Annotated in this window: 16 protein-coding genes and 1 pseudogene; 10 read left to right on the forward strand and 7 right to left on the reverse strand. The window is 73.1% G+C overall.

Annotation, left to right across the window (positions count from 1 at the left end):
* Positions 1–146: 146 nt before the first annotated feature.
* From DVA86_RS01040 to DVA86_RS01050, 3 genes are all read right to left on the reverse strand, one after another.
* Entirely contained in the window at positions 147–1,097 is a 951-nt protein-coding gene (locus DVA86_RS01040) for an NAD-dependent epimerase/dehydratase family protein (RefSeq protein ID WP_208874954.1), read from the reverse strand.
* Between the two features lie 783 nt (positions 1,098–1,880).
* Complete coding sequence (locus tag DVA86_RS01045; RefSeq protein ID WP_208874956.1) at positions 1,881–4,874, reverse strand: beta-N-acetylglucosaminidase domain-containing protein; 2,994 nt, start codon at positions 4,872–4,874, stop codon at positions 1,881–1,883.
* A 303-nt stretch (positions 4,875–5,177) separates the two neighbouring features.
* The gene (locus DVA86_RS01050; RefSeq protein ID WP_208874958.1) at positions 5,178–6,086 is read right to left on the reverse strand and encodes a S1 family peptidase; all 909 of its coding nucleotides are present in this window, start codon (positions 6,084–6,086) and stop codon (positions 5,178–5,180) included.
* Positions 6,087–6,560: 474 nt separating this feature from the next.
* On the opposite strand from DVA86_RS01050, the gene DVA86_RS01055 reads away from it, so the two are divergent.
* The 3 genes from DVA86_RS01055 (at position 6,561) to DVA86_RS01065 (ending at position 10,671) form a co-directional block, all read left to right on the forward strand.
* Positions 6,561–7,895, forward strand: a complete 1,335-nt coding sequence (locus tag DVA86_RS01055) for a helix-turn-helix domain-containing protein (RefSeq protein WP_208874960.1) — start codon at positions 6,561–6,563, stop codon at positions 7,893–7,895.
* 189 nt (positions 7,896–8,084) lie between these two features.
* Entirely contained in the window at positions 8,085–10,073 is a 1,989-nt protein-coding gene (locus DVA86_RS01060; RefSeq protein ID WP_208874961.1) for a DUF5107 domain-containing protein, read from the forward strand.
* Between the two features lie 166 nt (positions 10,074–10,239).
* Complete coding sequence (locus tag DVA86_RS01065) at positions 10,240–10,671, forward strand: MmcQ/YjbR family DNA-binding protein (RefSeq protein WP_208874963.1); 432 nt, start codon at positions 10,240–10,242, stop codon at positions 10,669–10,671.
* 29 nt (positions 10,672–10,700) lie between these two features.
* On the opposite strand, the gene DVA86_RS01070 is transcribed toward DVA86_RS01065, so the two are convergent.
* A complete protein-coding gene (locus DVA86_RS01070; RefSeq protein WP_208874965.1) occupies positions 10,701–11,081 on the reverse strand; it encodes a winged helix-turn-helix transcriptional regulator in 381 nt (126 codons plus the stop codon).
* A gap of 174 nt (positions 11,082–11,255) precedes the next feature.
* On the opposite strand from DVA86_RS01070, the gene DVA86_RS01075 reads away from it, so the two are divergent.
* Positions 11,256–11,663: a RidA family protein gene (locus DVA86_RS01075; protein WP_208874967.1), complete on the forward strand. Its 408-nt coding sequence runs from the start codon at positions 11,256–11,258 to the stop codon at positions 11,661–11,663.
* Between the two features lie 601 nt (positions 11,664–12,264).
* On the opposite strand, the pseudogene DVA86_RS01080 reads toward DVA86_RS01075, so the two are convergent.
* Both DVA86_RS01080 and DVA86_RS01085 read right to left on the reverse strand, forming a co-directional pair.
* Positions 12,265–13,518 (reverse strand): annotated as a pseudogene (locus DVA86_RS01080) (glycoside hydrolase family 27 protein); the annotation flags it as partial.
* 334 nt (positions 13,519–13,852) lie between these two features.
* Positions 13,853–14,500, reverse strand: a complete 648-nt coding sequence (locus DVA86_RS01085) for a GOLPH3/VPS74 family protein (RefSeq protein WP_208874968.1) — start codon at positions 14,498–14,500, stop codon at positions 13,853–13,855.
* 230 nt (positions 14,501–14,730) lie between these two features.
* Here DVA86_RS01085 and DVA86_RS01090 point away from each other — a divergent pair, with 230 nt between their 5' ends.
* A complete protein-coding gene (locus DVA86_RS01090) occupies positions 14,731–15,456 on the forward strand; it encodes an N-acetylmuramoyl-L-alanine amidase (RefSeq protein ID WP_208874970.1) in 726 nt (241 codons plus the stop codon).
* Positions 15,457–15,486: 30 nt separating this feature from the next.
* Here DVA86_RS01090 and DVA86_RS01095 read toward each other — a convergent pair whose 3' ends face one another.
* Positions 15,487–16,473, reverse strand: coding sequence for a hypothetical protein (locus DVA86_RS01095; protein WP_208874972.1), 987 nt, complete (start codon positions 16,471–16,473; stop codon positions 15,487–15,489).
* Positions 16,474–16,659: 186 nt separating this feature from the next.
* Between DVA86_RS01095 and DVA86_RS01100 the strand changes: the two genes are divergently transcribed.
* The 5 genes from DVA86_RS01100 (at position 16,660) to DVA86_RS01120 (ending at position 22,110) form a co-directional block, all read left to right on the forward strand.
* Complete coding sequence (locus DVA86_RS01100) at positions 16,660–16,956, forward strand: cation transporter (protein WP_208874974.1); 297 nt, start codon at positions 16,660–16,662, stop codon at positions 16,954–16,956.
* A 68-nt stretch (positions 16,957–17,024) separates the two neighbouring features.
* Entirely contained in the window at positions 17,025–19,349 is a 2,325-nt protein-coding gene (locus DVA86_RS01105; RefSeq protein ID WP_208874975.1) for a heavy metal translocating P-type ATPase, read from the forward strand.
* A 200-nt stretch (positions 19,350–19,549) separates the two neighbouring features.
* Positions 19,550–20,308, forward strand: a complete 759-nt coding sequence (locus DVA86_RS01110) for an ABC transporter ATP-binding protein (RefSeq protein WP_245996206.1) — start codon at positions 19,550–19,552, stop codon at positions 20,306–20,308.
* A gap of 182 nt (positions 20,309–20,490) precedes the next feature.
* The gene (locus tag DVA86_RS01115) at positions 20,491–20,898 is read left to right on the forward strand and encodes an SH3 domain-containing protein (RefSeq protein WP_208874979.1); all 408 of its coding nucleotides are present in this window, start codon (positions 20,491–20,493) and stop codon (positions 20,896–20,898) included.
* 282 nt (positions 20,899–21,180) lie between these two features.
* Positions 21,181–22,110, forward strand: coding sequence for an AurF N-oxygenase family protein (locus DVA86_RS01120; RefSeq protein ID WP_208874981.1), 930 nt, complete (start codon positions 21,181–21,183; stop codon positions 22,108–22,110).
* The last annotated feature ends 54 nt before the right edge of the window (positions 22,111–22,164 follow it).

A 22,164-nucleotide genomic window follows, 5' to 3' on the forward strand; every position in this document is an offset into this window, starting at 1 on the left:
TATCGGCAAGTGGTATAGCCGCGCGGCAGGGGGCGGCGAGCACCGTACGGTGCTCGAGCGTCCGGCTCGCGCCGTACGGGACGCGCGCACCGTGCCGTACGGGACGCGAGCACCGTACGGTGCTCGGGTGGCGCCCGTACGGTGCGTCACAGTGCGGGTTCCCGCTGCTGTGCGGCCGTCGCCGCCCACAGGTCCGTGAGGGACGTCTTCAGGCCGTGCCGCGGACGCCAGTCCAGTACGCGGTCCGCCGCCCTGATGTCCGCCTGCTGCCAGGACAGCATCGCGGAACGCTGCGACCTGCCGCCCCGTTCGTCGAATCGGCCGCGGAACTCCCCCGCCCGCGCCAGCCCTTCGGCGACCGTGCGTACGGGGCGTGCGGCGCCGCTGCCGATGTTCAGCACGCCCGGCAGGCTCCCGGATGAGAGCACGGCCAGCACGACGGCCCGCGCCACGTCCCGTACGTCCACGAAGTCCCGGTGCGCCGACAGGTCTCCGACCCGTACGGTGCCCTCCGCGCCCGCTCGCCGCATCTCGGCGGCGAGCCGGCCGGGCAGCGACGTGGCCGGGGCGCCGGGCCCGACGGGGTTGAACACCCGCAGCACCACCGCGTCCAGGCCGGAAGAGGTGACCGCCAGGGTGCCCGCGAGCTTGGCGGCGCCGTACACGCTCGCCGGGCACGCCGGGTCGCTCTCCGCGCACGGCTGTCCTGCGAGCCCCGGCCCGTACTCCGCTGCGGAGCCGAGATGGACGAGCCGCGCGCGCGGTGCCGCCGTACGGAGGGCCTCGCAGAGCACGGCGGGGCCGCGGGCGTTGGTGGAGACGAGCGCGGCGGCGCTGCCGCCGACGGCGCCGGCGCAGTTGATCACCGCGTCCGGGGCGAGCCGCCGCAGCCGGACCGCGAGGTCCTCCGGGTCGGCGGTCGCCAGGTCCGCCCGCAGCGCGACCTCCGGCTGCGGCCCGTCGGTGAGCGCGCCGCCGGCGTCCCGTACGCAGCCGTGCCTGCCGCCGCGCAGCACCCGTACCCGGGGGTGGGCGCGCAGGGCGTTGGCGACATGGGTGCCGAGATAGCCGCTGTGGCCCAGCAGGAGGATCCGCATCGTGGTCTCACGCTCCTTTGATCAGCTGTGCGCGCGGGTCGTTGACTCGGCGCCGGCGAGGGCGCCGCGCGCGGCTCGGTGAGGTCTTTCCGCCAGGTGGGAGCAGTCCGGGTGGCGTGGGGGCCGTACGGGCGTACGGGGCCCGCGTGCGGAGGGGCGCGGGCGGGGTCGGGCCGGCGTGTCAGGGTGCCGCGGCGGAGGGCCGGGCTCAGCGGTGCGATACGGGGCGCCGTACGGGATGCGGACACCGTACGGAGGGCTGTGCGGGCGGTGCGGGCTGTGCGGAGTGCGGTACGGAACGCGGTGCGGGGTGCGGGGGCGCGCCTGCCCGGGGCGCCGGGAACGCCCGCGACGCCACCGCGCGGCGCGCGGCGGGCAGGATCGTACGTCTCATGTGTGTCCCCCCAAGGACGCGGGGCGCTTCGGTCGGGGGCCGCCCCGCCATATGGTGCGTCAATCGGCGGGAGGGGACACGGTGTTCGCGTGAGCGATCCGCCACGGGTGCCTCAACGGTGACCGGAAGCCGTTGTTGACAAGGGGCGCGTCAACCACCCCACGGGTGCGGCCGGTTGCAGCCGCACCGTCCCAACCAGGCCCGTCATTGGTCTATACCGAGAGTCGGCGCGGGCAGCGAGCTGCACTGCGCCCACACGTGACCTTCACGAGAAAGTCCAAATAGCGCCTGTCGGAGATGTACGCATTGGACGGCTCTACGGGAAGTGCGCCCCGTACGCCCTGTGCCGCGCGCGCAGTCCTCCGTACGCGCGCGGCCCCTGCGTGTGCTCAGAGCGCCCACCGTACGGCGGCGTCGAACAGGCGCAGGCCCTCGTCGGTGGTCACGCCCGGCGCGATGGCGTCGTCGCCGAGGAAGAGGGCCACGCGTGCGGCCGGTGCCGTCGTGTCCACCATCCGGTCGCCCTTCCTGTAGCCGAACACGGTCGCGTACTCGTCCTCGTCCGCCGTCACGGCGGCCGTCTCCGCGGTGCGGGCGGGCGTGCCCCAGCGGATGCGGTCCTCGCCGCGATACACGTCGACGTCACCGTCCAGCCCGGCGGCGAGCGGCGATTCGGGGTCGGCGATCCGCAACCGCGAGACACGGAACGTCTCGCCCGGCTCGGACGCCATCCCCATGTCGTCCAGGATCTGCGCCTCCCAGGTGACGACCGGCACGGCGGCGTCCCGGAACTTCTCCTCGACCGCGCTGGACGGCAGCGACGAGGAGATCACGACGCCCGCCTTGCCCTTCGCGTCCTCCGGACCCGTGTCCTCGCCCTGGGCGACGACCACGGGATGGCCGAGGTACTCCAGCCGGTCGCGTACGGCGGCGTCTCCCGCGCTCAGCTCCTCGCCCTCCGGTACGGGCACGTCGTCACCGACGAGCAGCAGCACCGGCGACGGATCGCCGACCGTCAGCGGCGAGGCGGCGGAGGTGACCGTACTGCCGTCATCCGCGACCGCGCGCGCGGTCACCATGTGCCTCCCTACGGGGGCCGATTTCCAGGTGAGTTCGTACGGAGCGGTCGTGTCGGCACCGAGCTTGCGCGGCCCGGCGTGGAACTCCACACGGTCGACCGCCACGTCGCCGGACCGCACGCGGGCGGTGAGCGGCACGTCGGACTCCGCCGGCGCGCGTTCCGGGCCCTGCGCGGTGACCACGCGCTGCGCCTTGGTGGCGTCGGCGAGGAAGCGCGGAACGACGCCGTTCGTCATCGACTCGTAGACCTCGTCGGCCGACTCGGCGGCCTTGACGCTCGCCGTCCACTCCCGCCAGGCCCTACCGGCGTCGCCGTCCGTCTGCGCGGCCAGCGCCCGCGTCGCGGCGGCGCCCGCGGCACCGTACCGGTGCAGCTTCGTCAGCCACGGCTTCGCCTGCCGCGTGAACGACGGGTTCCCCATGTGCCGCGTCAACTCGCCCTGCGCGCGCTCCATAGCGGTGAACTCGGCGACGAGCGCCTCGGCCGCGCCGCCGCTCTCGCGAGTGCCCGCGGCGCTAGCAGCGCCACCGCCCTTCCGCCGCTCCGTCCAGAAGTCCTCGATGAGCGCGGCGAGCCGGGGCGACTCGGTCGGGTCCAGGTCCGAGGAGCGGGTGTTGCCGGCGAACGCCCGCAGCGCCTCGTGCGCCTGTCCCCCGACGTCGCGCAGGGCGGCGCGCCAGGACGGCTCGGAACGGTAACCACCGGGGTTCCAGGCGTAGTCGCCCACCGTGGAGAGGGCGATCTTCGACGGCTCGGCCTGCGGCATCGGGTTGGCGGTGAGGCCGACGATGCCGTGCCGGGTCAGCTCGGGCGAACGGCCGGCCAGCGGGCCGAGGTACAGCTGCCGCGGCAGGTAGTCGTTGACCGGGTAGTTGTCCCACAGGATGAGGTCGTGCCGGAAGACGTCGGCCGCCGCGTCGGCGTCCGCGTCGGTGATCGTGTCGGAGACGACCTCGGGCCCGGTCCAGTACATCACCACGTCGTCGTGGGTGAGTTCGGCGAACCGCTCGCGGTACGTGGAGGTGTCCGTGCCCGAGTACTCGGTCGGCACGGTCAGCAGCCGGCCGGCGCCCTCACGCGCGTCGAGGAACTCCTTCTGGTACGCGTTCAGCAGGTGCGCCTGCGCCGCCGCGAGGGGGTCCGCGTCGTCTCCGAACCGCTCCTTGTCCCGCGCGCAGTTCAGCTCGCCGGCTATGTCGTCGAAGAACAGGCCGAAGGTGCGCACCCCGAGGTCCCACACGGCCTCGGATTTGGCGCGCAGGGCGGCGAGATCGTCCGGATCGGAGTAACACACGTCCAGGCCGGGCGAGATGCTGTACACCATGTCGACGTGCCGCGCCTGCGCACGCCGGTTCAGCGCGCGCAGGTCGTCCAGCCGGTCGGCGGGGTACGGCTCGCGCCACTTCTCGCGGTGGTACGGGTCGTCCTTGGGCGCGTAGACGTACGTGTTCATCTTGTGCGCGCCGTAGAAGTCGAGCTGCCTGAGCCGGTCCCGCTGCGTCCACGGGTCGCCGTAGAAGCCCTCGATGGCGCCCCGCCACTGCATCCGCGGCCAGTCGCGGACGGTGAGCGCGGGCAGTACGGGGGCGTCGTCCCCGCCCTCCGCGCGCGCGGGCCGGCCGCCCTCCGCGCGCGCGGACTCCAGCAGCTGGCGGAAGGTCTGCGCGGCGTAGTACGTGCCGTCGGCGTCGGCGCCGGAGAGCACGACGCGTGCGCTGCCCCGTACGGAGTCGCCCACGACGGCGGTGTCCGGGGCGGAGGCGGCCTTGCCGGAGGCGAGCACGTAGCCGCCGGAGGGCAGCCCGCTCGGGCTCTTGGCGCCCAGTTCGCGGAGTGCTCGGACGGAGGCGGCGCCCTGCTGTGGGCCGCCGACGTACACGGTGAGGACGGGCGTTCCGGCGGCCCCGGACGGTGCCGCCTCCGTCGCCCCTGCGGGCGCCGTTTCGACCTCTACGTCCGCCGCGCGAAGGGCGGCGGTGACGGCGGCGCGCGCCGCGCGGTCGGTGCCGTCGGCGGCCACCACCCGCGCGCGGGCCGGGAGCGGGACGCCGTCGCCGCGGCGCTGCACGGACTGCGGCCGGGGGGTGATCGACGGGAGCGCCGCCTGCTCGCCGCCGGAGGCGGCCGGCCCGGCGCCCGCGGGTGCGTCCGCGGCAGGGCCGTCCGCAGTGGTGGCGGCCGTTGCCGACGTGGCCGACGGGAGGAGGCCGAGACCGAGGACGGCCGCCAGGCCGGCGGCCGGCAGGCGCGCCCTGCCGCGCGGTTGTGGCGGCTGCGGAGCAGCCGCGGAGAAGGGGCGCATGCGGATCCTTTCGGGCACGGCTCGGCACGACGGGGCCGCCCCCGGTACGGCCGTGAGCGGCCCGGGGCGCGTGGTGACACGTATGGCATCGATCCCAGATGGGAACGGTGCCAGCCTCCGGACAGCCGGTCAAGACACGTGCACGCACCTCCGGGCCTCTCTCCGCGAAGCACATGGCACGCGCGACCCGTACGACGCGCATGACCCGTACGACGCGAAGGGCCCCGCCCGGTCCCGCTGTGCGCGGGGTACCGGACGGGGCCGTTGTCGTGGCCGTGGTGCCTGCCGTCGGCAGGCGCGCGGTCAGTAGATGCTCACGCCGTACGCGCTGAGCGCCTCGGGGACGGGCTGGAAGAACGTCGTGCCGCCCGAGCTGCAGTTGCCGCTGCCGCCGGAGGTCAGCCCGACGGCGCGGGCGCCGGAGCGCAGGGAGCCGCCGCTGTCGCCGGGTTCGGCGCAGACGTTGGTGCGGATCATGCCGTAGACGACGTCGCCGCCGCCGTAGTTGACGGTGGCGTTCAGGGCGGTGACCTGCCCGCTGTGGGTGCCGGTGGTGCTGCCGTGCCGGGTGACGCTCATGCCGACGGTGGCGTTGGCCGCGCTGGTGATGTCCACGCCGCCGGCGGTGCCGGGGTGGCTGACGCTGCCGTCGTAGCGCACGAGGCCGTAGTCGTTGGTCGGGAAGCTGGAGCCGACGGTCGGGCCGATGAGGGTGGTGCGGCTGGAGTTGGCGTACCAGGTGCCGCCGCCGTCCGTGCAGTGCCCGGCGGTGAGCATGTAGTACGTGCTGCCGGAGCGCACGTTGAAGCCGGCGGAGCAGCGGGAGCCGCCCTTGTAGATGGCGTCGCCGCCCTGCACGTAGCGCTGGAAGGTCCCGCTGGTTCTCTCGATCTTGAGGGCCGACGCGGTGTCTCCGGCTCTCTTCTTGATCTGCGCTATCTCGGCCTTGGAGACGCGCTTGTCGACCGTGAGGACCACCTGGCCGGTACGGGCGTCGGTGTGCCATGCGGTGCCGGCCACGTCCGCGGCGAGCACGGCGTCGCTCGCCTGGGAGAGCTGCGTGGCGCTGAACGAGCCGTTCTCGGCGGCCGGTTCGGCGCTCGCGTTCGTGGCGGCCAGGGTGAGTCCTGCCACCGCCGCGATACCGGTGGCGATGGCGATGAGCCGGGCGCGCCCGGCGCGGCCACCGTGGGGAGTGCTGCGCTTGGTCATTTCTTCCTCCCGAGAAGAAAGACGGTCTTGCTCAATGGGGGTGTTGTTTCCGCGTGATGGTGCGTGGTGTCGCCTGGTGCGGTGTCGCTGTTTCTGCGGTGATGTTCCGGCGGGATGTCGCGTGCATGCCACGCCACTGACCGAAGTGCTCTGGTGCGAACGGCCTTTTCCTCCGTGGCGGCCGAGTGCGGAAACGGATTCGCCTGCACGTAACGCCCGCTGGACGGATGAACAGTTACATCGGGACGCCGGTGCGTCAACGCGGCGAGGCCCCGGGCGGCGGGTTGGCAAATCCAGGCAACCAGGGCCGGCGCTCCGCGGTGCGTGGTATGGCGGTCCGCAAGCCGACGCGGTATACAGCAGCCACGGGATACCCACGCGGAATGCCGCTCCCGCAGAGACGTCTTCCGGCCGCGGCCCGCTCCGGACTCCTTTTCAGTTCCGCTCGGTTCAGAACGCGTCTGGGAGGGAAGAGTGTCCGTCGAAGACGACCGGGACGCGAAGTCGTGGGCGGGATTCAGCCAGCGATTACGGACGTGGCGCCGGCGGCGCGGAATGACGCAGCGCCAGTTGGCGGCCGTGGTGGGCTACGACCACAGCATGGTCAGCCGCTGGGAGAGCGGCACCCGCGAACCACCCCCGTGGGCAACGGTTCGCCGCCTGGACGTGGCACTGAACACCGGCGGCCTGCTGGCCGAATCACTCCGCCTGCGGCAGGCACGGCGCGGCGGGCCGCTGACCCAGCAGGCGCTGTTCCCCGCGATGCCCGCCCGGTGGGCGGCGGCGGGCGGCCGTACGGCACTTCCGGCGCCCGGCGGCTGGCCGGACCGGCTGCCCCAGAAGGAGCTGAACTGCCCGCTGCACGGCAGCGCCCGCTGCGCCGTCCCGGACATCACCGCCGTCCACACACTGTTCACGAGCGGCGCCTCCTTCCCCGACGGCGAGGACGGCGACCTGATCCACGGGCTCACCGCACTCCTGGAATGCCTGGTGGTCGAGAACCGTACGGATCTCGACAGCGACGCCACCGCACACGTCGAACGCGTCCTGCGCTCCGTGGTGAGCTGGGCGGAGTCCGTACACGCCGCCGGCCGGCTGCCGCGCAGCCAGCTGATCCTGAGCGCGCACTACGCCGTCCTGGCCGGGCGGTTGCGGAGGCAGAACGGCCAGAGCGCGGCGGCGATGGCCTGGTTCGGCCACGGCACGCGGTGGGCGGAGGCCAGCGGTGACCTCTCCGCGCGCGCGGCGCTGCTCGGCGAGATGTCCGCCCTCGCGCGCGCGGAGCACGATGTCGACTCGGCGCTCTCGTACGCGCAGGCCCTCACCGCCCTCGCCCCGGACCGCGGCTGGACGGCCGCCCTCTCGCACATCTTCCAGGCGCGGGCATACGCGCGCGCCTCCGATCTGCGGGAGTGCAGGCGGCACTTGACGCTCGCGCGGCGCCGGCTCGACGTCCTCGACAGGCGTGATCTGGAGGAGTCTCCGTGCCTCGACGGCACACAGGGGCTGATGCACCTCGAGTCCACCGCGGGCGCCGCGCTGCGCGACCTCGCCGTCTCCACGGGCGACCGCCGGCTGGCCCGGCAGGCGGTGCGCGCGACGAGTTCGGCGCTGGATTATCTACCGCAGTGGATGCAGCCGATACGGCTCCTGCTCACCGTACGGCTGGCCGACAGCTACGCCTGCGCGGGCGACCCCGACTCCGCGTGGGAGACCGCCTCGCCCGTACTGCGCCCGGCGGCCCTCTCGCCCCGGACGGTGATCAGCGAGGAGCTGCGGGGACTGTCCCAGCGGCTCATCCGTACCTGACGGCGCGGCGGAGTAACCACCCCGCCCCTGCTGCTGATTGCGTACCCCTACCTATCGCCCTCCGGATTGTTCCGCCCGCGCCCGCGGCCCATCGTGAGCCTGCCGCCACGGGCCGGTGCTCCCCCACCGCGCCCGGGCGACGGCGACCACCGCCGACACAAGTCCGCAGCAGGAGGAGGGGGTTCGCCGGTGAACACGTCCCTGCGCGTGAGTACGGTGCGGCTGCCCGCCGCCGCGATCGGTACGGAGGGACACCTGCCGCTGCTCGGCCCGCCCGACCCGCCGGCGGATCTGCCCGCCACCGCGGCAAGCCTCGCCGCAGAGGCCGCCTACGGCCGCCCGCGCACCCTCCTGCCGTACGGCCCGCAGAACGGCCACGCCCGTACGGCACGCCGCCGCGGCCTGCCCGTGGTGGTGCTCGAGAACGACGTCCTCACGGCGACGTTCGTGCCCTCCCTCGGCGGCCGCCTGTGGTCGCTCGTCCACCGGCCCGCCGAACGGGAGCTGCTGCACCGCCCCGCCGTCCTCCGCCCGGTGAACATGGCGCTGCGCGGCGCCTGGGTGCCCGGCGGCGTGGAGTGGAACTTCGGCGTGAGCGGCGCCCGCTGGCCGCTCACCTGCGCGCCGCTGCACGCGGTGCGGCTGGCGCTGCGGGACGGCACTCCGGTGCTGCGGATGTACGAGTTCGAGCGGCTGCGCCGCGTGCTGCTCGTCATCGACGCCTGGCTGCCGGAGGGTTCGCCGGTGCTCCTCGTACGGATCGCGATACGCAATCCGGGCCCCGACACCGTGCCCGTCTCCTGGTGGTCCGCCACGGCGGTCCCGGAACGCCCGGACGTGCGCGTACTCGCGCCCGCCGACCACGCGTTCCGCCACGACCGGGGCGGGCGGCTGCGACGTGCGCCGTTCGCGCCGCCGGGCGGCGCGGCGGACCGCAGCTACCCGGGCCGCCAACGCGCGGCGGGTGAGCACTTCTTCGACATCGGCCGGGACCAGCGCCCGTGGACCGCCGCGCTGGACGGGACCGGACGCGGGCTGGTCCAGCTCTCCACCGGCCGGTTGCGCGGGCGGAAGCTGTTCCACTGGGGGGCCGACGCGGGCACGGACGCCGCTACGGGAGCCGATGCCCGTACGGAAGCCGGTGGCGGTACGGGAGCACGTGCCGGTACGGAAGCCGGTCGCCGTACGGAAGCAGACGCCGGTACGAGCCGTACGAGCCGTACGGAAGCGTGCGCGGACCTGTCCGACGGCGGGGACGGCCGCTGGCTGGAACTCCAGGCCGGCCTCACCCGCGCCCAGTCCGAACACGCCCCGCTGCCCCCGTACACCGAGTGGATGTGGGCGGAGGCGTACGGGCCACTGGCCGTCCAGCCCGCGCTCGTACACGGCGACTGGGGCGTGGCCCGGCGCGCCGCCGCCCGCGCCGCGGAGCGTCTCGTGCCGCCCGCGGTGCTCGACGAGGCCGCCGGGGTGCGGCCCGTCACCGCCGGCGGCCACCCGTACGGTGCGCGCGGCGGACGCGGGCGTGCCGCCCGGCACGGCGGCCCGCGGGTCCTGTCCACCGGTTCGGGCTGGGGCGCGCTGGAGACGGCGGCCGAGTTCCTCCCCCCGCTGCCGGGGCTGCCGTTCGGGTCCGTCCAGCGCGAGCAGCGCCCGTGGCTGAAGCTGCTCACCTCCGGGCGGCTGCCCGTACAGGACCCGCCCGCGCGGCCCGTCACCGGACGCGTCTGGCGCACCCTTCTGGAACGGCACCCCTGCGACTGGCACGCCCGCTACCACCTCGGCCTCGTCCGCCACGCCGACGGCGACACCGACGGCGCCCGCCGCGCCTGGCAGCAGTCCGTGGACGCCGGGCGCAACCCGTGGTCCCTGCGCTGCCTCGCCGTGCTGGCGGCCCGTACGGGCGACGCCGGAGGTGCCGCCGTACTGCTCACCGAGGCGCACCGGCTGCGCCCCGCGCTCACGGAGCTGACCGTCGAGACCCTGCGGGCGCTCCTCGACGCGCACCGCCCGGACGAGGCGCTGGACCTCCTGCCCGCGGACGTCGTACACGACCGGAACGCCGACCCGCGGCTCCGGCTCCTGGCGGCCGAGGCGGCGCTGCTCACGGGCGGCCGCACGCCCGCCCGTATCCTCCCGGAGGACGGCATCTTCCTGCGGTCCGGCGGCGCAGGCTGAGACCGTACGGAAGCGCCACCGTACGGAGGCGCCGTACGCACCGTACGGAGGCGCCGTACGCACCGTACGGAGGCGCCCGTCGCACCGTACGGAGGTGCCGTAAGCACGCACCGTACGGAGGCGCCGTACGCCGTCGACCGCCGCCTGCCGGGAGGAAAGCGTGACCGTGGTGGACCGTGACGTGCCCCTCGACATCCTCGACCGTCTGCGGTCGGTGTGCCTGCGGCTGCCGGAGGCGTACGAGGAGGAAGCCTGGGCGGGCACCCGCTGGCGCGTCCGCCTGCGCACCTTCGCGCACGTGCTGCGGATCGAGTCGGGCTGGCCGCCCGCGTTCGCGCGCGCGGTGGGCAGCGACGGGCCGGTCACCGTCGTCACGTTCCGGGCGGGCGGTGCGGAACTCGACGCCCTGCGCCTCCTCGGCCCGCCGTACTTCTACGGCGGCTGGGGCCGCGACGCCGTCGGCATGGTGCTGGACGGCCCGGAGGGGCGCCAGGGTGCGGACACCGGCTGGGACGAGCTCACCGAACTGCTCATCGAGAGCTACCGCCTGCTGGCCCCGAAGAAGCTCGCCGCGCAGATCGCCCACCCGCCGGAATGACCGGCGGGCGCGCGCCGAGACCCCACCGGTCAGGCGTCGAAGCGGCGGCGTGAGCTCTCGATGTGACCGAGGTAGCGGTGCGTCCAGTCGCACATGCCGTCGACCGTCTTGAGCAGGCCCTGCCCCGGCTCGGTGAGCGCGTACTCGACCCGCGGCGGCACCGTAGGGTGCACGTTCCGCTCGACGAGGCCGTTGCGCTCCATCATGCGCAGGTTCTGCGTGAGCATCTTGTGGCTGATGCCGTCGATCTCCCTCCGCAGCTCGCTGAAGCGGAGGGTGCGCTCGTCGAGGACGCTGATGATCAGGAGCGCCCACTTGTTGGCGACGTCCGAGAAGATCTCCCGCGCCAGCGAGTCCGCCCGCCTCAGGTCCGCGTCCTCGGGCGCGTCGCTGAACTGCTTGGTCACCATACGGTTCCCCAGTCACTGAAAAGTGCGTTCTTCCATGTCAGCGGCCACTCTCCTACGGTTCTCCAGTAACCACAAGAGAGCGGGTGCGTGCCGTACGCGCTCCCTCCGCACAGCCGCACACCCGCACACCCGCACACCCGCACACCCGCACACCCGCACAAGGAGACCCACAGCATGGCCATCACCCTGGTGAACCCCGCCGGACTGCCCACCGTCGACGCGTACCGGCAGGTGTCGGTCGCCACCGGGACGAGACTGGTCCACCTCGCCGGACAGGTCGCCTGGGACGCCGAGGGGACCACCGTCGGCGCGGACGACCTCGCCGCGCAGGTCGAGCAGTGCTACCTCAACGTCGGCACCGCCCTCGCCGGGGTCGGCGGTTCCTTCGACGACGTCGCGAAACTCACCCTCTACGTCGTCGACTGGATCCCCGACAAGATGCCCCTGGTCCTGGACGGGATCTCCCGGGCGGCCGCGAAGCTGGGAGCCACCCCGGTGCCGCCGGGCACGTTGCTGGGCGTCGCGGCCCTGGACGTACCCGAGCACCTGGTCGAGGTCGAGGCCACCGCGGTCCTCGACTGAACGAGCCGCCTAGCTGGCCGTCGGCCGTCGGCTCCCCCGGCTCCCGCCTCCGCCCATGGCTGGATCGCGCCCTTGCTGCAGGCGGGCCGAGTTCCAGCGCTGAACCGCGCTGCTCGCCCGGGAGCCGGACATCGACGCCGTGGCGACTGTGGAGAGCGGCGAACTCATCGTTCGGGAGGCGCTCCGTACGGTGCCCGACGTCGCCGTCCCCGACATCGGCCTGCCGGTGGTCGACGGGTTCAGCGCGGCCGGTGAGTTGCGGTCGCGGCTGCCGGAGTGCCGGACACTCATCCTCACCAGCGTGGCCCGCCCGGAGCATCCGCGGCGGCCGCTGGCGCCGCGCAGCTGTACATCTCGGTGGGGACCGTACGGAACTACCCTGCTCGGCGGTCGCCAAGACGTACCCGCAGCCGTGTCGGCGCGATCAGGGTCGCGACCGAGGCGGGCTGGTCGCCTCCGTGAGCGCAGGCAGGATCATCGTGACACGCATGACAGTGCAGACCCCGCGCACGTACGGGCGGTTCCGTACGGGAGTGGTTCCGTACGCAACCACTCCCGTACGTTCCGCGCGCTCCGTTCCGCAGCGCGCGGAACGTCAGCCGTCGGCCGAGACGCGCAGCAGCACGGTGCCGTGCGCGGGCACCGTTGCGGAGATGTCGCCCGCGGTGCTGCCGTCCTCGTGCGCCCACAGGTCGCGCAGCGCATACGAGTCGGCGTCCGGCAGCCCGACGGCCCCGGCCGTGGTGGCGACTGTCTGCTCCTCGTCCGTTTCGTTGAACAGCGCCACCGCCCGGCTGCCGTCCGCCAGTTCCTTGCCGACGACCCAGCGCCCTTCCTCGCTGGAGACCACCGCGCCCTGCCTGCCCAGCGGGTCCTGGTCCACCGCGATGACCTCCTCGTTGCCGAGGATCTCGAACGTCTCGGGGGACGCCGTACGCAGGTCGGACCCGATCAGCAGCGGCGCGGCCATGACCGACCACATGGAGAAGTGGGTGCGGTACTCGGTGCCGGTCATCCCGCCGTTGCCCACCTCCAGCATGTCCGGGTCGTTCCAGTTGCCGGGGCTCGCGTACGGGGCGAGCGGCAGATTCCGCTTCATGATCGAGAGCATCGAGTCCCAGCTGTCGCTGATGTCCCCTGTCGTGCGCCAGAGGTGGCCGAGTTCGCCCGCCCACTCCCAGGGGTCGTTCTCGCCCCACTCACAGATGCTGTAGACGATCGGGCGGCCGGTGGCGCGCAGGGCGTCGCGCATCGTGGTGTAGCGCGTCCGGGCGTCCTGGCCCAGGTTGTTGCAGTTGTCGTACTTGAGGTAGTCGACGCCCCAGTCCGCGAACTGCCGGGCGTCGCTGTACTCGTGGCCGAGCGCGCCGGGGAAGCCCGCGTCGTTGCAGGTCTTCGTGCCGGCGCTGGTGTAGATGCCGAGCTTCAGTCCCTTGCCGTGCACGTAGTCCGCGACGGCCTTGATGCCGTCGGGGAAGCGCTCGGGGTCGGGCACGAGCTTGCCGTCGGCGTCGCGCTCGGGCAGGGCCCAGCAGTCGTCGAGGTTCACGTACTCGTAGCCGGCGTCCTTCAGGCCCTTGTCGACGAAGATGTCGGCGATGCCCTTGACCATTTCCGCGTTGAACTCGGGCCCGCAGTGGGTGGAGTTCCAGTTGTTGAAGCCCATGGGCGGGGTGAGGGCGAGCCCGTCGTCGGCCGCGCGCGCGGAGGCGCCGTACGGGTCGGGGGCGTGCGGCGCGTAAGGGCCGGCCGTGGTGTGTGCCGCAGCCGTGGGCACGAGGCCCGCGGCGCACAGCAGCACGGCGGTCAGCACTCCGGTGACTCGGCGGACCGTGCGGACTCGGTGGGGTCTCATCGTCGCCTTCCTCCGGTGTCAGGGATGTGGCGAAACTGGCATGTCCGTGCCAAGTGCGTGATTTCCACGGTAGAGAGCGTGCGGTCCCGCCGGAAGGGTGCGGCGAGCGGGCGGCAACGACCGTTTCCGCACACGTTCCTACCGGATCCGGCCCCCGGCAGCGCGCCGTACACGCGACGTACCGCCGGACTCGTGGCACACGAACGACCGGGCGGGCCCCGACCCTTCACGGTCGGGACCCGCCCGGTGCGGTCACCTTCTGCGTTCTGCTACGTCGTCCTCATCGGCCGGCAGAGCCCGGCCCGTCCCGGCCGGTCCGGCCGGGCGACCCCGGTCAGCCGCCGCCGTGCGCCGCCGCGGCGGCGATGGCGATACGCGTCCGCTTGACCGCGTGGGCCACCGCGCCCTGCACCCAACTGCCTTCCGAGATCTCTTCCATGCGCTTCTTGACCTGCTTGCGGTCCGCGTCCGGGAACGCCTTGCCCCAGAGCTTGGCGCCGTGCAGGACGGCGATCAGGGCGGCCGTACGCTCGTCCGGCTCCCCGCCCTCGAGCACCACGTCACCGATCCGCTTGCGGATCTCCAGCTCCGGGGCGCCCTCGGCCTCGGGGTAGCGGCTGATCGGGAGCAGGCCGAGGACGCGCTTCGTCTTCTTCTCCAGCACGCCGCGCTCGACGAGGGAGTCCACGGCGCCGTTGATGGCGCTCATGTGGGAGCGGCGCAGCACCGTCCCGACCTTGGAACCCTCGCTCTTCTCCACGATCTTGGCCAGCTCGGCGTCCAAGTACGACACGCCTACCGGATTCGAGTCCAGCACGCTCACTCTGTCGTCCTCGCTCACGTCGACCCGGCCCTGGAGGGACAGTTCGACGAGCGCCATACCGGCCACGGCGTAGTCGACGCCGGGGCGCAGCTTGCCCCCGCCGGTCTCGTCGTCAAGAGCGATGAGCATGAGCTCTTCTGGCAGTGTCAGTCTTGTCATGACAGCCGCCTTTCCTGCGCCCCGTCCCGGCAAACGCGCCAAGCGGAAGAGGCACTGGGTATAGCGATTCCCCTAGTATTCGGCTTAACGGGCCACTTTCAGCGGCTGAACGGAATCTGCTCGCCGGGCTCGTCCGCAGAGCCCCCGGCACCGCCCGGAGCCTTCCCCGGGCCACCCGAACGGATGCGTCCAAATGTGCGAGCGGACGCCCCCGGTGCACCGTTGGCCCTATGCGTCTGGCCAAGCTCGCGCTCGCCGCGACGGCACTGCCACTGGCGGTGCTGATGCGCTGGGACGCCCCGGTGCGGGACCCCGAGCCGGAGCGGCGCTCGGCGCCCTCCGCGGCCCGCCCCGCGGCGGCACGCCCCGATCTGGTGAGCAGGGCCGAGTGGGGCGCGGACGAGCGGCTCGTACGGGAGCGCTCGAAGCCCGTCGCGACGGTCAGCGCCGTCTTCATCCACCACACGGGCCACGCCAACGACTACGACTGCGCCGACACGCCCCGCATGCTCCGCTCGCTCCAGGCCGAACACGTCCGCCGGATGGGCTGGGACGACATGGGCTACAACTTCGTCGTGGACCGCTGCGGCACCGTCTACGAGGGCCGCGGCGACGGCACCGGCCGCGCCCTACGGGGCGCGCACACCACCGGGTTCAACACCCGCAGCGTGGGGATCGGCGCGCTCGGCGACTTCGGCGCGGGCGCGCACGTGCCGCGGGCGATGCTGGAGGCGATCGCGGCGGTGGCGGCGTGGAAGCTGCGGCCCGGCGCGGACCCGCACGGCCGGGTGCGGCTGGTCTCGACGAACAGCGACAGCCGGTACCACGAGGGGTCCGCGGCGCGGTTCGACGTGATCACCGGCCACCGGGACGGCTTCGAGACGGACTGCCCCGGCGACGCGCTGTACGGGCAACTGCCCGCGCTGCGGGACGAGGTGGCGCGCAGACGGTGGTAGCGGTCGTGCGCGCCGGTCCGCGGGTGCCCGTCAGTGCCCGTGCTCGGCGCCCTCACCGCTCTCACCGCTCCCGCCCTCCTCGTGCGCGTCCTGCCCCGCCGTGCCGTCCGCCCGTACGGTGAACGCCGCCGTGCGGACCTCGCCCTCGTGCTTGAAGTCCAGGAACAGCCGATACGCGCCGGAGCTGGGCGCCGTGGCGGTGAAGGACACCCCGGGGCCGGGGCGCGTCCTGCCGTCGCCCGGCTCGCCGTTGGGGTGCACGTGCAGGTACGCGAGGTCGCCCGAGCGGAGCGCGACCAGGTGCCCGTACGCACCCAGGTACGGCTGCAGGTCGGTGACCGGCTTGCCGTCCTTGGTGACGGTGAGTGTCAGCTTCCGCGCGGTGCCGGGGCGCAGCGACCCGTCGAGCCGTACGCGGTAGCCGTCCGTGTCGGCCGTACGCGCGGGCTCGGGCAGCTCGCGCGGCTCGTACGGTCCGGCGACCGCGAGGTCCGCGCCGAGCGTGACGTCCTCGGCGGCCTCACCGCCCTTGGCGCCGTCGCCCGGGACGAAGTCCGCGAAGACGCGGTGGTCGCCGGCCCTGGGCAGGGTCAGCCGGGTGCTCCAGGTGCCGTCCGCGGCGCGGGTGGGGTGCACGTGCCGGTACGTGCCGAGGTCGCGGGACGCCACGATCAGGTGCAGCTCCTTGTCGTGGTCCGGGCGGTACTCGGTGAGCGGCCGGCCGTCCCGGTCGAGGACCCGGAAGCGGAGGGTGGCGGCGCGGTCGGCCTCGACGCGGGGCGTCCGCAGATCGAGCGAGTACCCGCCGGAGGAGACGCGCAGCCCGCCGACGGGCTCGTCCGCGGCGGCGGGGGCCCGGCCGTCCGGCGCCCCGGACTCCTCGCCCCGGTGGTCCGAGTGCGCGGCGGGCTCGGGGTCGTCGGCGAGCGGGTCCAGGCCCGTGCCGACCCCGTAGGCACCGCCGAAGACGGCGGCGAGAGCGGTGGCGAAAACGGTGATCTTCAGTCCGGTGTTCATGGGGTTCCTTTCCGGGGGGCCGCCGCGGGAGGGGCGGGCCGAGAACTTGAGAGTACCCCCAGGGGGTATCATGTCAAGCGTCGGAAACCCTTGCGGAAGGATACGGGGCGGGGGTATATATGGAGAGCCAGCGCAGGTACCCCCCGAGGGTATACTTGCGGAAGCCGCACCCACACTGGAGGAACCATGTCGGACTGCTGTACTCCCGACGGCAACTGCTCGACCGCCACCACCCCTGACGGTGGCCGCGCCACGGCCGTCGCCGAGGCCCGCACCGCCGTCTACGACGTCGCCGGCATGACCTGCGGACACTGCCGTACGGCACTCACCGGGGCGATCGGCGCCCTGGACGGCGTGCTCGGCGTCGACGTCGACCTCGGCGCCGGCCGCGTCACCGTACGGACCTCGGGCGAGCCCGACGAGGCAGCCGTCGCCCGTGCCGTCGACGACGCCGGCTACGAACTCACCGGCCGCGCGGCCTGAGCCCGCCGGACCGGCCCGCGCGGGCCGGTCCGGCACCGCATGCTTCACCGAGGAACCTGGGAGCGAAGATGACCACCACGGCGCCGCACGAGACGGGCCGGACGGGCGGTACGGGCGAGTCCGCCCCTGCCGGCGGGACCAGCGCGACCGAGCTCGCCATCGGCGGGATGACGTGCGCCTCGTGCGCGGCCCGTATCGAGAAGAAGCTCAACCGGATGGCGGGCGTCGAGGCCACCGTCAACTACGCCACCGAGAAGGCGAAGGTCACCTACGCCGGCGACGTCGACGTGGCCGACCTGATCGCCACCGTCGAGGCGACCGGCTACACCGCGACGCCGCCCGCCCCCGCCCGTACGGCCGGCTCGGCCTCGGGCGCGGGTACGGGCGCCGGCACCGCCGGTGAGAGCGCCGCACCGGACGAGCTGCTGCCCCTGCGGCAGCGGCTGATCACCGCGGTGCTGCTGGCGGTGCCGGTGATCACGCTGGCCATGGTGCCGTCCTGGCAGTTCGAGTACTGGCAGTGGCTCTCGCTGACGCTCACCGCGCCGGTCGTCACGTACGCCGCCTGGCCGTTCCACCGCGCCGCGTTCACCAACGCCCGGCACGGCGCGGCCACCATGGACACCCTCATCTCGGTCGGTGTCTCCGCCGCGTTCCTGTGGTCGGTGTGGGCGCTGTTCTTCGGCACGGCCGGGACACCGGGCATGACGCACGGCTTCGAGTTCACGATCGCCCGCAGCGACGGCGCCGGGAACATCTACCTCGAGGCCGCCGCCGGAGTCACCGCCTTCATCCTCGCCGGGCGCTTCTTCGAGGCCCGCTCCAAGCGGCAGGCGGGCGCCGCCCTGCGCGCGCTGATGGAGCTCGGGGCCAAGGAGGTCACCGTGCTGCGCGACGGCCGCGAGGAGCTGATCCCCACCGCCGAACTCGCCGTCGGCGACCGCTTCCTGGTGCGCCCCGGCGAGAAGATCGCCACCGACGGCCTGGTGGTGGAGGGCAGTTCGGCCGTCGACGCCTCGATGCTCACGGGCGAGTCCGTGCCCGTCGAGGTGGTGCCGGGCACGGCCGTCACCGGCGCGACGCTGAACGTCGGCGGCCGGTTCGTCGCCGAGGCCACCCGCGTCGGCGCCGACACGCAGCTGTCCCGGATGGCGCGGCTGGTCGAGGACGCGCAGAACGGCAAGGCAGCGGCGCAGCGGCTGGCGGACCGGATCTCCGCCGTTTTCGTGCCGGTCGTCATCGCTCTGGCGCTGGGCACCCTCGGCTTCTGGCTCGGCAACGGCGCGGGCCTCACCGCCGCGTTCACCGCGGCCGTCGCCGTGCTGATCATCGCCTGCCCCTGCGCCCTCGGGCTGGCCACCCCCACCGCGCTGATGGCGGGTACGGGACGCGGCGCGCAGCTCGGCATCCTCATCAAGGGCCCCGAGGTGCTGGAGACCACCCGGCGGGTCGACACCGTCGTACTGGACAAGACCGGCACCGTCACCACCGGCAGCATGACCCTGCTGGAGATCCGTACGGCCGCCGGCGCTTCCGAGGACGAAGTGCTGCGGCTGGCAGGCGCGCTGGAGCACGCGTCCGAGCACCCGATCGCCCGCGCGGTGGCGAGCGGCGCGGCGGACCGGCTGGGCGAGCTGCCCGTACCGGAGGACTTCGCCAACGTCCCGGGGCTCGGCGTCCAGGGCGTCGTCGACGGCCACGCCGTCCTCGTCGGCCGCCCCGCGCTGCTCGCCGAATGGGCGATCGAACTGCCCGCGGACCTCGCCCGCGCCCGTACTGAGGCGGAGGCGGCCGGCCGTACGGTCATCGCCGTCGCCTGGGACGGCGAGGCGCGCGCCGTCCTCGAGATCGCCGACGCGGTGAAGGACACGAGCCGTGAGGCGGTCGCGCGGCTGCGCGCGCTGGGCCTCACGCCCATCCTGCTGACCGGCGACAACAAGGCCGTCGCGGCGACCGTCGCCGCCGAGGTGGGCATCGACGAGGTGATCGCCGAGGTCATGCCGGAGGACAAGGTCGACGTCGTCAAGCGGCTGCAGGGCGAGGGCCGCCGGGTCGCGATGGTCGGCGACGGCGTGAACGACGCCGCCGCCCTCGCCCAGGCCGAGCTGGGGCTGGCCATGGGCACCGGCACGGACGCCGCCATCGAGGCGGGCGACCTCACCCTCGTACGCGGCGACCTGCGCGTGGCCGCCGACGCGATCCGGCTGTCGCGGCGGACGCTCGGTACCATCCGGTCCAACCTGTTCTGGGCCTTCGCGTACAACGTGGCCGCGCTGCCACTGGCGGCGGCCGGGCTGCTGAACCCGATGATCGCCGGGGCCGCGATGGCCTTCTCGTCGGTGTTCGTGGTGGGCAACAGCCTGCGGCTGCGCGGGTTCAGGGCCGCGGGTTAACCCCCGTACGGTGCGCGGCAAACCCGAGGGGTGTGGTGCACATAGGTGCACCACACCTTCGCCACGTAGAGCCATCGTGCCGGCCCCGCGCACTGCGTAGCTTCTTCTTCAGAGGGCGCAACCCGGCGCCGCGAAGGGGAGTGAAGACGATGTTCCGCCACCACGACACCGCCCCGGACACGATTACCGAAGCTCTTCGGATGGTCTCCGTGCGCAAGGCATACGGCCACCCCGAGGGCGAGGTCACCGCACTGGACCGGGTGTCCCTCAGCCTGCCGGCCGGTTCCTTCACCGCGGTGATGGGCCCCTCCGGCTCCGGCAAGAGCACGCTGATCGAGTGCGCGGCCGGGCTGGACACCCCGGACACCGGTGTGGTCGTCGTGGACGGCGCCCAGGTGGCGGGTCGCGGCGAGGAGGAGCTGGCGAAGTTCCGCCGGCAGCGGATCGGCTCCATCTTCCAGCAGTTCGACCTGGTGGAGACGGAGACCGTGCTGGCGAACGTCACGCTCCCGCTGCGGACGGCGGGCAAGCGGGTCGACACCTCGTACGCCGAGCACATCGCGACCCAGGCCGGCCTGGGCGGCCGGCTGCACCACCTCCTGGCGGAGCTGTCCGACAGCGAGCGGCAGCGGGTCGCCATCGCACGCGCCCTGGTCGCCAACCCCAGCGTGATCTTCGGCGACGAGCCGACCGGCGGCCTCGACCCCGACAGCGCGCGGAACGTACTGGAGCTGCTCAGCCACTCCGTGCGCCAGTTCGGCCAGTCGGTGGTGCTGGCGACGCACGACCCGGTGGCGGCCTCGTACGCCGACTCGGTGGTCTTCATGGCGGACGGCAAGCTGGCCGGCTGCCTCCACCAGCCGACCCCCGCGGCGGTGGCGGAGCAGATGGCGTACCTCGGCGACCTCTCGCTGATCATGGACGCGCGCAGCCGGGACCGCGCGCTCGTGAGCGTGTGATCCGGAGCGCCGCTGCGGGTGCGACGCATCCAGGGGACAGCGGAGGGCGACAAGTTGCGGGCACAAACTAGGACATTTAGCGTGATGCCTGCATGAAGTAACCGGTTCCTCACGGACCGTACTCCTCGCCCTTCCCAGGACCCCCGCCCCGGGGTCCGCTCCCCCTCCGTAGGAGGCAGAAAGTGCTTGACACCAAGTTCAGCAAAGTCGCCCTGTGCGCGGCGGGCGGTGCCGTAGCCGCCATGACCGCGGCCGGGCCCGCGATGGCCACGAACTCCGTCCCGACGGCGCCCCCCGCCACCTCGCACAGCACCGAGCAGCTGCCGAAGCTCGGCGGCAGCGGCAAGGTCTACTGGGGCAAGGTCATCGCCCGCACCGGTCTCAAGATCCGCTCCGGCCCGAGCCAGAGCTACCGCGTGATCGGCGTCCTGCACTACGGCCAGACGGTCAAGATCAAGTGCAAGGTCAACGGCCAGTGGATCAACGGCAACCCCCGCTGGTACAAGCTGGCCGACGGCCGCTGGGCCTGGGCCTCCGCCCGCTACATCAAGAACATCGGTGCCGCCCCCGAGTGGTGCCGCTACCGCTGACCCCCAGACGTGTGACCGGCCGGACCATCCCCCTCCCGGCGCGGGAACACACTCACCGTGCCCCCAGCTGCCCGAGCGGCCTGGGGGCACGGTGCTGTGCGCATCCGGGGACCCGCGGGATCCCGCCGGTCCGGGCACCGCGTACGGGAGTTACCACCGCGTCGACAAGTCCTGCGCGAGGGATTGACGTCCTTGCTGACGCGCAGTCTCATAAGAGGCGACAAGAGTGGTGACCGCCGGTAACACCCGGATGACGACTCCCGCAGCGAGGTGTCCGCAGCGATGACGACCATGACCGAGAACGAGGTCCTCCGGGACGCACTCGGCCTGCTCAAGGACCGGGAACAGGTGGCCGAACGCCTCCTCGACTCCTCCCGCAAGCACTCCTTCGACCCCGACACCGAGCTCGACTGGGACGCCCCCTTCGAGGACGGCAAGTGGTTCTGGCCGCCGGAGCTCGTCTCGCTCTACGACACCCCGATGTGGCGGCGCATGCCGGAGGAGCAGCGGCTGGACCTGGCCCGGCACGAGGCCGCCTCGCTGGCGTCGCTGGGCATCTGGTTCGAGGTCATCCTCATGCAGCTGCTCGTCCGGCACATCTACGACAAGCCGCTGACCAGCTCCCACGTGCGGTACGCGCTCACGGAGATAGCCGACGAGTGCCGCCACTCGATGATGTTCGCGCGCCTCATCACCAAGGGCGGCGCACCCGCGTACCCGGTCAGCAGGCTGCACCACAACCTGGCGCGGGTGCTCAAGACCGTGTCCACGACGCCGGGTTCGTTCACGTGCACTCTGCTGGGCGAGGAGATCCTGGACTGGATGCAGCGGCTGACGTTCCCGGACGAGCGCGTCCAGCCGCTCGTACGCGGCGTCACCCGCATCCACGTCGTCGAGGAGGCGCGGCACGTGCGGTACGCCCGCGAGGAGCTGCGCCGCCAGATGGTGAGCTGTCCGCGCTGGGAGGCCGAACTGACCCGGATCAGCTCCGGCGAGGCCGCCCGCGTCTTCTCCATCTCCTTCGTCAACCCGCAGGTCTACACGGACGTCGGGCTGGACAGGCGGGAGGCGCTCGCCCAGGTGAAGGCCAGCGGGCACCGCCGCGAGGTGATGCAGCAGGGCGCGAAGCGGCTCACCGACTTCCTCGACGAGATCGGGGTGCTGCGGGGTGTCGGCCGCCGCATGTGGAAGAGCTCCGGCCTCCTCGCCTGACGGGGACGGCGTACGGGACGCGTACGAGCCGCGCCCGTACGCCGGCAGGGGCGC

The sequence above is a fragment of the Streptomyces armeniacus genome, assembly GCF_003355155.1.
Taxonomy (GTDB): Bacteria; Actinomycetota; Actinomycetes; order Streptomycetales; family Streptomycetaceae; genus Streptomyces; species Streptomyces armeniacus.